The sequence below is a fragment of the Curvibacter sp. CHRR-16 genome (genome assembly GCF_018474005.1).
GTDB lineage: Bacteria > Pseudomonadota > Gammaproteobacteria > Burkholderiales > Burkholderiaceae_C > Allorhodoferax.
This window is the reverse complement of sequence record NZ_JAHCSH010000003.1, coordinates 434,714-447,516: the sequence shown is the minus strand read 5'-3', so window position 1 is coordinate 447,516 and position 12,803 is coordinate 434,714. Positions and strand designations below refer to the sequence as shown.

Here is a 12,803-nt window from a genome sequence, read left to right as displayed (position 1 = left end):
GGTAGCTCTGTGTCAGACACGCGCTTGGGCGGGTTGCCAAGCGCAAATTTGTTCGTAGAGGTTTGCTGAATCGTTGCTGTTGATAAGTTGCTCACGCAACTGACCGTCGCTGAGCAATTCGGCAATTTCCGACAAAATTTCTAGGTGCTTTTGCGTAGCGGCCTCTGGCACCAGCAAAAAAATCATCAACCGCACGGGGGCATCATCGGGCGCATCAAAGCCTATCGGGCTGGCCAACTGGAACACAGCCGCCATGGGCGACTTCAACCCTTTGATTCGACCGTGGGGAATAGCCACTCCGTGGCCCAAGCCGGTAGAGCCCAATCGCTCCCGGGAGAACAAGCTGTCCGTCACCAACGCACGGCTCAAGCCGTGGAGGTTTTCAAACAGCAAGCCCACTTCCTCAAAAGCGCGCTTTTTACTCGTCACGTCAACCTGTGCGAGTACCTGGGTGTCGGAAAGGATGGAAGCTAGGCGGTTCATGGTGTGGGCGCGATTATGCACAGAAAAAAACCGCCCTGCTAAGGGCGGTCGTAGCAGCACGATAAGCGGCTGTGATCAAGCAATCATGCGCTTGGGCGCAGCATGGTGATGGTCTTGCAACTTGTCCTTGTGGCGCACGATTTGGCGGTCCAGCTTATCCACCAGCTCATCGATGGCGGCATACAAGTCCTCGTGTGCGCTCTCGGCAAACACGTCACTGCCTTTGACGTGAATAGTGCACTCAGCGCGTTGGCGTTTCTCCTTCTCCTTTTGTTTCTCTACTGTAAGCAGTACCTTGACATCCACCACTTGGTCGAAATGGCGAATGATGCGGTCCAGTTTGGAAGTGACATAGCTGCGCAGTGCAGGAGTTACTTCCAGGTGGTGTCCGCTGATTGTCAGGTTCATACATACCTCCAAAAACGCTCGTTTAACTACGGTGCAAGCCATTGCCTGCAGCCCCACTATGCACCCGTTTTGGGCCGCCGGGCAACGATTTTTTGTATGGCACTGCAACATCTCTGGTTAATCGCAGAGAGAGTGCAAATCCACCAGATGAAACGCCTTTGCACATCGCTCCAAGTGCAATAATGGCGGCTTCGATGTAACTGGAGAAAGCTCCTTGGAAACCTACCCTAGTCGGTAGCTTTCAGCTCCTGGTCTGCCTGGGGTTGAAAGCAGCCCCAACCCCACTCGCCGCTTTGCAGACACCATGATTCAGGAGTGAGCCATGCTCAACATCTTTACATTGGCCAACGGCCGTCTCTTCCAAGAGGAAATCGAATCCTTGGAAGACTTGTCCCGTTTCAGCCCAATCTGGGTGGACTTGGAGTCCCCCACACCCGAAGAAAAACGCTGGGTTAAGCAGTATTACGGCCTGTCCATTCCCGACGATGTGATGGACGAGGACATTGAGGAATCGGCCCGCTTTTACGCCGAGGACAACGGCGATGTGCACATCCGTGGCGACTTTTTGATTGCCGACAACGATGAGCCGCACACCGTGCGCGTGGCCTTTATTCTGAACATGACCAACCCCAACCTGCGCAGCAAGGGGGTGCTGTTCTCCATCCACGACGAGGATGTGCCGGTATTTCGCCTGCTGCGCATGCGCGCACGCCGCGCACCGGGCTTGCTGGAAGATGCCAAGGACGTGCTGCTCAAGCTGTTCGATGCCGATGCCGAATATTCGGCCGACACCTTGGAAGGCATTTACGATGATTTGGACAAGGTGAGCAAGAAAGTGCTCTCGGGCAACGTGACCGACGCGATTGCGGGCGAAGCGCTCGCGGCCATTGCCCGCCATGAAGACATGAGTGGCCGCATCCGCCGCAACGTGATGGACACACGCCGTGCAGTGAGCTTCATGATGCGCTCCAAAATGCTCAGCACTGAGCAGTTTGAAGAAGCCCGCCAAATTCTGCGTGACATCGACTCGCTGGACTCGCACACCGCGTTCTTGTTCGACAAGATCAATTTCTTGATGGATGCCACCGTGGGCTTCATCAATATCAACCAGAACAAGATCATCAAGATTTTCTCGGTGGCCAGCGTGGCCCTGCTGCCGCCGACGCTGGTGGCCAGCGTGTATGGCATGAACCTGAAGTTTCCCGAGTTGGAATTTTTGGGCGGCTGGAGCTACCCCTACACGGTGGCCATGATGGTGGCCAGCGCGCTGGTACCGATGTGGTACTTCTACAAGCGCGGCTGGCTACGCTGATGGGACGGTGCGCGATTACTTTTCGCGCAACTCGCGGCGCAACACCTTGCCCACAGGGGTTTTGGGCAGTTCGGTGCGGAACTCCACCACCTTGGGTTGTTTGTAGCCCGTGAGGTTTTCCTTGCAGTAGGTGCGCACCAGCTCTTCGCTGAGGTTGGGGTCTTTTTTCACGATCACCAACTTCACCGCTTCGCCGGACTTGGCATCGGGTACGCCCACGCAAGCGCACTCCATCACACCCGGCATACGCCCCACCACGTCTTCCAACTCGTTGGGATAGACGTTGAAGCCGCTGACCAAAATCATGTCCTTTTTGCGGTCAACGATTTTGAAGAAACCCAACTCGTCCATGACCCCAATGTCGCCACTCTTGAAGTAGCCATCGGGCGTCATGACCTTGGCTGTTTCATCGGGACGCTGCCAGTAGCCCGCCATAACCTGTGGCCCTTTGATGGCGATCTCGCCACTCTGGCCCGGTGCCACTTCGTGGCCTTCATCGTCCAACAGCTTGAAGTCGGTGCCGGGTACAGGCAAACCAATGCCACCCATGTGAATTTCTGCCGTCACGGGGTTGGCGCTGGCCACCGGCGAGGTTTCGCTCAAGCCATACCCTTCCAAAATGTGCGAGCCCGTTTTCTCCAGCCAGAGCTTGGCCACGGCACTTTGCACCGCTGTGCCGCCACCAAAAGACAGCACCAACTTGGACCAATCCACGGTGTGGAAGTCTGGGTGGTTGGCCAAGGCATTGAACAGCGTGTTGACCGCTGGGAAGATATGCACTGGGTGCTTGCTCAATTCCTTGAGCACGGCAGGTAAATCGCGGGGATTGGGAATGAGTAGCACCTTGCTCCCGGCTTGCACCGAGCGCAAGAAGCACACCGTGAAAGCAAAGATATGGTAGAGCGGCAGTGCGCACACCATGGTGGTTTGCTGGCGTGTTTCCAGCTCACCCAGCGTGGGGTGAATCCACGCATCCATTTGCAGCAAATTGGCAATCAGGTTGCTGTGCAGCAGCACAGCGCCTTTGGGCACGCCCGTGGTGCCGCCGGTGTACTGCAGCACCGCCACATCGTCCATTTTGAGCGTGGGCTTTTGGAACGCCTTACCAGCCCCCGCAGACAAAGCTTGGTTAAAACGCACCGCTTTGGGCAAGCTGAACTCGGGCACGAGCTTTTTGACATGGCGAACCACGTAGTTGACCAAGGCGCCTTTGAGCAAGCCCAGTTGGTCGCCCATGGCGCACAACACCACGTGCTGTACAGGCGTGGCGGCAATGCACTTCTCCAGCGTCTGGGCGAAGTTTTCCATGATGACAATGGCTTTGGCACCCGCGTCTTTGAGTTGGTGCTCCAACTCGCGTGCGGTATAGAGTGGGTTGACATTCACCACCACAAAACCGGCGCGCAAAATGGCCGACACGGCCACTGGGTACTGCAGACAGTTGGGCATCATTACCGCTATACGGTCACCCTTGGTCAAACCAAGTCCCTGCAAATAAGCAGCGAACACTTGGCTCTGGCTGTCCACTTGGGCATAGGTCAGTTCCTTGCCCATGAAGTTGTAGGCCGCGCGTCCACCAAACTGCGCAAACCCTTGCTCCAGCGCATCCACCACAGACTTGTAGCGGCCCATATCGATGGTAGTGGGCACCCCCGGTGGGTAGCTCTTCAACCATGCCTTCTCTGTCATTGCTTGTCTCCAGTTATTCGCAGTAACTCGCTGCCCATTGTCTTGTACCCAACTGACGGCCCCATGTGCGTTAACCCTGATTGCCTACCAATTTAGGGGCCTCTCTCCAGAGGAAGCGCAGCACGATGTCGCGGGCATACACCGCTGCCACTTCACGCAGGAACAGCGGAAAATCCACGGCCGCATCGTCATCGGCCCGATCCGAAATGGTGCGCAGCACCGCGCAGGGCTTGCCCCAGTCATGGCAAACCTGGGCCAAGGCAGCCCCTTCCATTTCCACCGCCAAAGCATCGGGCAAATCGCATCGCAAGGCGCTTGACGCGTGGGCGGACGCCACAAACTGATCCCCACTGATAACCAAACCCGCATAGGCGCGAGCCGACAGGCTGCGGCCTGCCAAGGTGCGCACGGGCTGCTCGGCCAGCACATGCGTGGTGGCCGCCCACAGGGCTTGGTGCCAATGGGCATCGGCCACAAAACGGCCGATGCCAGTGAGTGGAATCTCCCAGCGCGGGAACAGCGGCTCGGCGTTCATGTCGTGTTGCAGCAGTGCGTTGGCCACCACCACATCGCCAATGTTGACCTGCTCGGCCAAACCACCTGCCACACCGGTAAAGACGATGCCCGCGACACCAAAGTGGCCCAGCAGCAGCGTGGCGGTACTGGCTGCTGCCACCTTGCCGATACCGCACAGCACCAAGCAGACCGACTGCCCCCCCAGTTGGCCCCAGTGGAACTGCCGCCCGGCCAGGGTGACGGTGTGCGAATGCTCCAACTGCGCTTGCAAGGCGGCCAATTCCTCGGCCATGGCGCTGACGATGCCAATAGTGTTTGTTTGCATCGGCGCAGCTTACCCCAAGGCAAGGCCTTTCATAATCAACCCCATGACCGAACGCTGGAAACCCCATGTCACCGTAGCTGCCATCATTGAGCGGGAGGGCCGCTTTTTGCTGGTGGAAGAGCACACCAGCGAGGGCTTGCGCTTAAACAATCCAGCAGGCCATCTAGAGTATGGCGAAACGCCGCTTGCGGCCTGTCAGCGCGAGGTGATGGAAGAGACCGCCCATCCCTTCACGCCAACAGCCTTAGTGGGTATTTATTTGTGGTGCAAGTCGGTAGACATCACCTACCTGCGGCTGACTTACTGCGGCAGCGTCGGCGCCCCCAATCCGCACTTGGGTCTGGACATCGGTATCGTGGCGATCCACTGGCTGAGTTTGGTCGACATACACGCTAACACCCACCGCCTGCGCTCACCCTTGGTGCTGCGTGGCATCCAAGACTACCTGGCAGGACGCCGCTTGCCGCTGGATTCAGTGCTATCAATTTTATAGCTACCACAGCTTGCTGCATGGGCTGCGCAGGCCATTTTGCCCAGTAAAATAAGTTTATGACCAAACAGCGTATCGTCGTCGGACTCAGTGGCGGGGTGGATTCCGCCGTGACCGCCCATTTGCTCAAGCAACAAGGCCACGATGTGGTGGGCATTTTCATGAAAAACTGGGAAGACGATGACAACAGCGAGTTTTGCTCCAGCCGTCAGGATTTTCTGGACGCGGCCAGCGTGGCCGATGTACTGGGCATCGAGATTGAGCACGTCAACTTCGCAGCCGAGTACAAAGACCGCGTGTTTGCCGAGTTTTTGCGCGAGTACCAAGCCGGGCGCACGCCCAACCCAGACATCCTGTGCAACGCCGAGATCAAGTTCAAAGCCTTCTTGGATCACGCCATGCGACTGGGCGCAGAGAAGATAGCCACCGGCCACTATGCCCGCGTGCGATTCAACGCGCCAACCGGCAAACACGAATTGCTCAAAGGCCTAGACCCAAGCAAAGACCAGAGCTACTTCTTGCACCGCCTCAACCAAGCGCAGCTAAGCAAAACGCTGTTCCCTGTGGGCGAGCTGCACAAGACCGAGGTACGCCGCATTGCCGCCGAGATTGGCCTGCCCAACGCCAAGAAGAAAGACAGCACTGGCATTTGCTTCATTGGCGAACGCCCGTTCCGCGAGTTCCTCAATCGCTACATCCAAAAGGAGCCTGGCCCCATCCGTGACGCGACGCCCCCCGCAGGGGATAAAGCCCACGGCCGCGTGATTGGCCAGCACGTGGGCTTGTCTTTTTACACGCTGGGCCAGCGCCAAGGCTTGGGCATAGGCGGCGTCAAACCCAAAGGCGCAGCGCGTGGCGGCGGCGAGCACCAGCCGTGGTTTGTGGCGCGCAAAGACGTGGAAAAAAATACCCTGTGGGTGGTGCAAGGCCACGAACACCCTTGGCTGCAAAGCCACCAGCTACAAGCGCTGGACGCGAGCTGGATAGCAGGCGACCCCCCTGCCGCAGCCGATGGCTCGCCGTTGCGCATCGCGGCCAAGACCCGCTACCGCCAAGCCGATGCCCCCTGCCTCATGGCCGTCCACGATACGCACCAGAATGCAGCAGTCGAAAATAGCCAGCGCACTGCAGGCTTTGCACTGCAGTTTCCCCAAGCTCAATGGGCGGTCACGCCAGGCCAATCGGCCGTGCTGTACGACGGCGATGTGTGCTTGGGCGGTGGTGTGATAGCCAGTGCCCAAGCCTAAAGGCAAGGTTTCCTACAACAAAGTTTCTCGGCTCACTTGCCTGATTGCGACACGTCGCACTCAGGGTAAGCGTTAGCGTGTCATGAAAGCGTAATGGCACAGACTTTGCAATGTCACAGATGGCATGAACACTGTCATTTTTTCTAGCAAAGGAAGCCAATATGACTATCGCACCGAGACAAATTGCCCAACTTTCCGCCGTAGCCATCGCCGTTTTGGCCACGACTTCGAATGCATGGGCACAGTCCAAGCAGCTGATTGACGCTGCCAAAGCCGAAGGCCAACTCAACGTCATCGCGTTGGCCCGCAGCTGGTGCGGTTATGGCCCCATCATCGACGCATTCAAGGCCAAGTACGGCATCAAGGTCAACGAACTGAACCCCGATGCTGGTTCTGGCGATGAACTGGAAGCTATCAAGGCCAACAAAGACAACAAAGGCCCCCAAGCCCCTGACACCATCGACGTCGGCTTGTCTTTCGGCCCGGCTGCCAAAGCGGCTGGTCTGATCCAACCGTACAAGGTAGCTACTTGGAACAGCATCCCCGCTAGCGCCAAAGACCCAGAAGGCTACTGGACTGGTGACTACTACGGCGTGCTGGCTTTTGAAGTGAATACCGATTTGGTGAAAAAAGTGCCGCAAGACTGGGCTGACTTGCTCAAGCCCGAATACAACAATGCAGTGGCATTGGCTGGTGACCCCCGCAGCGCCAACCAAGCCATCCAAGGCGTGTACGCCGCTGGCTTATCCACCACCAACGACGCCAGCAAAGCCGCTGCCGCTGGTTTGAAGTTCTTCTCCGACCTGAATAAAAAGGGCAACTTCGTACCCGTGATTGGCAAGGCCGCCTCTTTGGCGCAAGGCACCACCCCCATCATCATCCGCTGGGACTACAACGCCTTGGCTGACCGCGATGCCCTCAAAGGCAACCCCAAGGTGGAAGTGGTAGTACCCAAATCCGGCGTGGTAGCAGGCCTGTATGCCCAAGCCATCAGTGCTTACGCCCCCCACCCCAACGCCGCCAAACTGTGGTTGGAATACCTATACTCAGACGAAGGCCAGCAAGGCTTGCTCAACGGTTACTGCCACCCCATTCGCTTTGACGAGATGGTCAAGGGCAACAAGTTCACCAAAGAGTCTCTGGCCAAGTTGCCCCCCGCAGCTGCTTACAGCAAAGCCGTGTTCCCCACATTGGATGAACAAGGCGCGGCCAAAGAAACGATCACCAAGCAGTGGGATCAAGTTGTAGGCGCATCTGTCAAGTAAATGCGTCCACGCATTCCAACCCACTCCGTGTGGGAGGGCCTCTGGCGCGGAGGCCCTTTTTTCCTATTTGCGGCGCTATTCCTGCTTCTGCCCACGGTCTACCTGTTGGTAGGTTCGTTCACCAATGAGCAGGGTCATTTCACTTTGGCCAATATCGCAGCGCTGGGTGAGCGCAACGTGATGGACGCCTACGCCATCAGCTTGCGCGTGAGCATTGCATCAGCCGTTTCCTCGGCCATATTGGGCACCCTGCTGGCATGGGCGCTGGTACACGGTGGTTTGCCCACTGGTCTACGCTCTGCTGTCATGACCTTCTGCGGGGTAGCGTCCAACTTTGCAGGCGTTCCACTGGCTTTTGCCTTTTTGTCGACTTTGGGACGCATGGGCTTGGTCACAGTGCTGCTGCGCACATGGTTCGATTTCAATCTCTACAGCTCGGGCTTCAATCTGCTCAGCTTTGTGGGCTTGGTGTTGACGTATTCGTACTTTCAAATCTCGCTCATGGTGCTCATCATCAGCCCGGCACTAGAAGGTTTGCGCACCGAATGGCGCGAAGCCTGCACCTCGCTGGGCGGCACCGCGTTGGATTTTTGGCGGCGCATCGCGCTCCCCGTGTTGTGGCCCAGCATATTGGGCGCGACCCTGCTGTTGTTTGCCAATGCCTTTGGTGCCATTGCTACAGCCTATGCCCTGACTGGTAGTTCACTCAACATCATGCCTATCTTGTTGTATGCGCAGATTCGCGGTGATGTGCTGCACAACCCCCATCTGGGCTATGCCATGGCGCTGGGTATGGTGTTCATTACCGGTGCTGCCAATGCAGGCTACATGCTGCTGCGCATGCACGCCGATAGGAGGACACGATGAACTCCCCGACTCGCCGCTTCAACACCGCACGTGCCATGGCGTGGCTGGTGTTTGCCGTGATGGCCCTGTTTTTTGTTGTGCCTTTGGTGGCCACTGTGGAATTTAGCCTGCGTATGCGCCGGGGCGAATACAGCTTTGACGCTTATGTGGCGGTGCTCAGCGACCCCTTGTTTGCGCAGGCCATGGGCTTTTCGGCGCTGGTGGCCTTGGCAGCCGTGCTGATTGGCTTATTGCTCATTCCCACCACCGCGTACTGGGTGCATGTGAAAGCCCCAGCCATGAAACCGATTGTCGAATTCATCACCTTACTGCCTTTGGTGGTGCCCGCTATCGTCATCGTGTTTGGTTACCTGCGCCTGTACAACAGCAGTTCGTGGCTACCCATGACCGATGCCGACTGGAGTACCAATTTGCTGCTGGCTGCGGGCATGGCCACGCTGTCCATGCCCTACATGTACCGGGCAGTGGACACCGGCATGCGCACACTGGATGTGCGCTTGCTTACCGAGGCTGCACAAACCCTAGGCGCCAGCCCCATGCTCACCCTGTGGCGGGTGATTTTGCCCAACATCGCCTCGGCGCTGCTGTCGGGCTCCTTCCTGACCTTTGCCATCGTGATGGGCGAATTCACCATTGCCAGCCTGCTGGATCGCCCGGCATTGGGCCCTTACCTGCAGCTGGTAGGTGCCAACAAAGCCTACGAACCGGCCGCCCTGACCATCGTGGCCTTTGCCATCACTTGGGCCTGCATGGGCTTGGCCCAATGGCTTACCCACGCGCTGCAGCGCCGCGCAAGCAACCGTCATACCGATTCACAGACCCACTAAGCACCATGGCTGGCATTACCGTCGATCACCTCACCAAATCGTTTGCCGGGCACACCGTTGTGCCCGATTTTTCACTGGAAGTGGCCCAAGGCGAGTTCATGACTTTCCTGGGCCCATCGGGCTGTGGAAAAACCACCGTGCTGCGCATGCTGGCGGGTTTTGAACAACCCGACAGCGGGCGCATCCATTTCAACGGACAAGAAGTCACCCACCTGCCCACGCGCCTGCGCAATGTGGGCATGGTGTTCCAGCAATACGCACTGTTTCCCAACATGACGGTGGAACAAAACATTGCCTTTGGCTTGACCGTGAAAAAGCGCGATAGCCAATTCATCCAACGCCGTGTCGGAGAAATGCTGGAACTGGTGCAACTGCAGCGCTTTGGCAAGCGCTACCCCGCCCAACTCTCGGGCGGCCAGCAGCAACGCGTCGCCTTGGCACGGGCCATTGCCATGGAGCCGCAAGTGCTGCTGCTGGACGAGCCGCTCTCTGCGCTGGATGCCCACACCCGTGTGAGCCTGCGTGACGAAATTCGCGCCCTGCAACAACGCTTGGGCATGACCACCGTGTTCGTGACGCACGACCAAGAAGAGGCCATGGCGGTGTCTGACCGCATTGCCGTGCTGCAAGCCGGTCGCATTGAGCAAATTGGCAGCCCCGCAACGCTCTATAACCAGCCGCAAACGCGCTTTGTGGCCAATTTCTTGGGCCGCATGAACCTGCTCAGTGCCCAACGCGTAGCTGGACAAGAAGGACACTTTGCCGTGAGCGGCTCTGGCGACCACGTGCTACAAGCCACCAGCACAGCCAGCAGCCCCAACACCACCACGGTGGACTTGGGCATTCGCCCTGAGGCCGTGCGCCTGCACAGTCAAGACCCCAGCGACACTGGTTTGAGCAACAACCTGCCTGTGCGCGTGCGCAGCACCCAAATGCTGGGCGCATTGTTGCGCGTGCAACTGGATTGGCAACACAGCACACCCCACAGCACTGATGAGGCTGCTTTGGTGGTGGATTTGCTCAACCAAGCCGACACGCTAGCGCTGGATGTGGGGCAGACACTGTGGGCGCATTTACCGGTGAGTGCGCTGCGCGTGCTGGCCTGAATACCGTTCAACCCTTAAGTCCACAGGGGTTGAGGGTTGCCTGTTACGCCTACTAGGTTGCGGGCAAGAAATCCGCCAACTGCTGGGGCATACCTGCCAAGATCGCGCTATCGGACTGCGCAGCGATCTCTGCATACCACGCAGGCGCGTGGCGCAGAAACAATGCCAACAAATGTGGGTCAAAGTTGCCCTGTCCCCCCGTGGGGTGCACCCCGTCTGCACTGCTGCGCCTATCCCCATCGGCCAACACGCGCAAACTGTCTTGCAAAGGCAAACCCTCTTGGTAAGGGCGGCGTGACACTATGGCGTCGAATGAGTCGGCAATAGCCAATACACGTGCACTCGCCGAAATGGCCTCCCCCCGCAAACCTGCCGGATAACCACTGCCATCAAACCGCTCGTGGTGACAACGCACCACCTCTACCGCGTCGTCCAACCAGGCTACTTTGCTCAAGATATCCACCCCATGCTGCACATGGGTTTGCATGACGGCGTACTCGTCCGCATCCAACTTTCCCGGTTTGAACAAAATGCCATCGGCAATCGCTATCTTGCCCACGTCGTGCAAAAACGCACCCTTGACCAAGCTTTGAATAGTAGGTGTGGTCAAGCCCGCTAGGCGTGCCAACCGCACTGCGTAGGAGGCTACGCGGCAGTTATGCGCTGCCGTGTTGCAATCGCGTTTGGCGATGGCCGCACCCAATAGTTGCAACGTACCCAAAGTGGCCTGCTCTTGCTCGTGGGTCAGCAGTTTGCCCACCAAATCTGCATTCATGACCGCCCCTCAATGCTGGCCTGTGCCAGAAAACAGGTTGATGACCAAAACGCCTGCGGCAATCAAAGCCATGCCCGCGCAGGCGGCCGCGTCAGGGATTTGGCCGTACAGCAACCAACCGACGATGCCAATGAGCACCAGCCCCACGCCAGACCAAATGGCATAGGCCACGCCCATGGGAATTACCTGCAAGGAATGCGACAAGCAATAAAAGGCCACGCCATAACCGACGACGACGATCACGGAAGGCCAAAGTTGGGTGAAGCCCTGCGCTGCTTTCAGGGCGGATGTTGCAAGCACTTCGGCTGCTATGGCAGCGGCGAGATATAACCAATGCGGACTCATGCCCGCATTGTCTCGCGTATCTCAGCAGTCAGTTAACGACTTGCTGCAATTGTCCTGCTGCGTAACGCAAAGCCATGTCTTGCAAGCTGTAGCCTTTTATCTTGCCTGCTTGGCCTTCACAGCCAAACTCAATATAACGCTGCTTGCAAATTGCTTTGGCCGCTTCGCGGGCAGGCTTGAGCCATTCGCGGGCATCGAACTTGTCGGGGTTCTCCACCAAAAATTTGCGCACAGCAGCCGTCATGGCCAAGCGAATGTCGGTATCGATGTTGACTTTGCGCACACCGTGTTTGATGGCTTCTTGGATTTCCGCCACGGGCACACCGTAGGTTTCCTTCATCTTGCCGCCGTACTGGTTGATAAGCGCCAGCAGGTCTTGCGGAACCGAGGAGGAGCCGTGCATCACCAAATGGGTGTTGGGAATGCGCGCGTGGATTTCCTTGACGCGGCTGATAGCCAAAATATCGCCAGTAGGTGGGCGGCTGAACTTATAAGCACCGTGGCTGGTGCCAATGGCAATAGCCAGTGCGTCCAACTGCGTAGCTTTAACAAACTGGGCCGCCTCTTCGGGATCGGTCAGCATCTGGCTATGGTCCAGCTTGCCTTCGGCGCCAATGCCGTCTTCCTCACCCGCGTCACCCGTTTCCAGATTACCCAAGCAGCCCAACTCCCCTTCGACGGTGATACCCAGCTTGTGGGCCATGTCGACCACGGTACGGGTGACTTGCACGTTGTAATCGTAGTTGGAAGGGGTTTTGCCGTCTTCCTTGAGTGAGCCATCCATCATGACGGAGGAGAAGCCCAAATCAATAGCGCCTTGGCACACAGCGGGAGACTGGCCATGGTCTTGGTGCATCACAACGGGAATGTGGGGGTAAGCCTCTACGGCTGCTTGCACCAAATGCTTGATGAAGCTCTCACCAGCGTATTTGCGCGCACCGGCAGAGGCCTGCAAGATGACAGGAGCATTGACCTCTGCCGCAGCCGACATGACGGCCTGCACTTGTTCTAAGTTGTTGACGTTGAATGCCGGGATGCCATATCCCTCTTGTGCTGCGTGATCCAGCAACTCGCGCATCGACACTAATGCCATGAATAACCCCTGAAGTTGATAAAACCAGCTAGGCGAGCATGTAACCGCCTTGTAA

The 12,803-nt window shown here is 57.7% G+C and carries 14 protein-coding genes; 7 read left to right on the top strand and 7 right to left on the bottom strand.

Features of this window, described 5'->3' with window-relative positions; all coding sequences use genetic code 11:
* Positions 1–12: 12 nt before the first annotated feature.
* Both KIK84_RS08955 and hpf read right to left on the bottom strand, forming a co-directional pair.
* The gene (locus tag KIK84_RS08955) at positions 13–483 is read right to left on the bottom strand and encodes a PTS sugar transporter subunit IIA (protein WP_214122716.1); all 471 of its coding nucleotides are present in this window, start codon (positions 481–483) and stop codon (positions 13–15) included.
* Between the two features lie 75 nt (positions 484–558).
* Entirely contained in the window at positions 559–891 is a 333-nt protein-coding gene (gene hpf, locus KIK84_RS08950) for a ribosome hibernation-promoting factor, HPF/YfiA family (RefSeq protein ID WP_214122715.1), read from the bottom strand.
* 322 nt (positions 892–1,213) lie between these two features.
* Between hpf and KIK84_RS08945 the strand changes: the two genes are divergently transcribed.
* Complete coding sequence (locus KIK84_RS08945) at positions 1,214–2,203, top strand: magnesium and cobalt transport protein CorA (RefSeq protein ID WP_214122714.1); 990 nt, start codon at positions 1,214–1,216, stop codon at positions 2,201–2,203.
* Positions 2,204–2,218: 15 nt separating this feature from the next.
* Here KIK84_RS08945 and KIK84_RS08940 read toward each other — a convergent pair whose 3' ends face one another.
* Both KIK84_RS08940 and KIK84_RS08935 read right to left on the bottom strand, forming a co-directional pair.
* Entirely contained in the window at positions 2,219–3,892 is a 1,674-nt protein-coding gene (locus KIK84_RS08940; RefSeq protein WP_214122713.1) for a long-chain-fatty-acid--CoA ligase, read from the bottom strand.
* 70 nt (positions 3,893–3,962) lie between these two features.
* Positions 3,963–4,733, bottom strand: coding sequence for a 5'-methylthioadenosine/adenosylhomocysteine nucleosidase (locus KIK84_RS08935; RefSeq protein ID WP_214122712.1), 771 nt, complete (start codon positions 4,731–4,733; stop codon positions 3,963–3,965).
* Positions 4,734–4,776: 43 nt separating this feature from the next.
* Here KIK84_RS08935 and KIK84_RS08930 point away from each other — a divergent pair, with 43 nt between their 5' ends.
* The 6 genes from KIK84_RS08930 (at position 4,777) to KIK84_RS08905 (ending at position 10,535) form a co-directional block, all read left to right on the top strand.
* Positions 4,777–5,226, top strand: coding sequence for an NUDIX hydrolase (locus KIK84_RS08930; protein ID WP_214122711.1), 450 nt, complete (start codon positions 4,777–4,779; stop codon positions 5,224–5,226).
* A 56-nt stretch (positions 5,227–5,282) separates the two neighbouring features.
* Positions 5,283–6,470 carry a tRNA 2-thiouridine(34) synthase MnmA gene (gene mnmA / locus KIK84_RS08925; protein ID WP_214122710.1) on the top strand — a complete coding sequence of 396 codons (1,188 nt, stop codon included), beginning with the start codon at positions 5,283–5,285 and terminating at the stop codon, positions 6,468–6,470.
* Positions 6,471–6,631: 161 nt separating this feature from the next.
* Positions 6,632–7,735: an ABC transporter substrate-binding protein gene (locus tag KIK84_RS08920; RefSeq protein ID WP_214122709.1), complete on the top strand. Its 1,104-nt coding sequence runs from the start codon at positions 6,632–6,634 to the stop codon at positions 7,733–7,735.
* Positions 7,736–8,602 (top strand): ABC transporter permease, encoded by an 867-nt coding sequence (locus KIK84_RS08915; protein ID WP_214122708.1) that lies wholly within the window; start codon positions 7,736–7,738, stop codon positions 8,600–8,602. It begins immediately after the preceding gene.
* Positions 8,599–9,429 carry an ABC transporter permease gene (locus KIK84_RS08910; protein ID WP_250207865.1) on the top strand — a complete coding sequence of 277 codons (831 nt, stop codon included), beginning with the start codon at positions 8,599–8,601 and terminating at the stop codon, positions 9,427–9,429. The genes KIK84_RS08915 and KIK84_RS08910 overlap by 4 nt, the downstream gene beginning before the upstream one ends.
* Positions 9,430–9,434: 5 nt before the next feature.
* Positions 9,435–10,535, top strand: coding sequence for an ABC transporter ATP-binding protein (locus KIK84_RS08905; protein ID WP_214122707.1), 1,101 nt, complete (start codon positions 9,435–9,437; stop codon positions 10,533–10,535).
* A gap of 52 nt (positions 10,536–10,587) precedes the next feature.
* Here KIK84_RS08905 and KIK84_RS08900 read toward each other — a convergent pair whose 3' ends face one another.
* From KIK84_RS08900 to fba, 3 genes are read right to left on the bottom strand one after another with little or no spacing between them, the layout of a single operon-like run.
* Complete coding sequence (locus tag KIK84_RS08900; protein ID WP_214122706.1) at positions 10,588–11,310, bottom strand: HD-GYP domain-containing protein; 723 nt, start codon at positions 11,308–11,310, stop codon at positions 10,588–10,590.
* Positions 11,311–11,319: 9 nt separating this feature from the next.
* The gene (locus KIK84_RS08895; protein WP_214122705.1) at positions 11,320–11,655 is read right to left on the bottom strand and encodes a DMT family transporter; all 336 of its coding nucleotides are present in this window, start codon (positions 11,653–11,655) and stop codon (positions 11,320–11,322) included.
* A 28-nt stretch (positions 11,656–11,683) separates the two neighbouring features.
* Positions 11,684–12,748 (bottom strand): class II fructose-bisphosphate aldolase, encoded by a 1,065-nt coding sequence (gene fba / locus KIK84_RS08890; protein ID WP_214122704.1) that lies wholly within the window; start codon positions 12,746–12,748, stop codon positions 11,684–11,686.
* Positions 12,749–12,803: the final 55 nt, after the last annotated feature.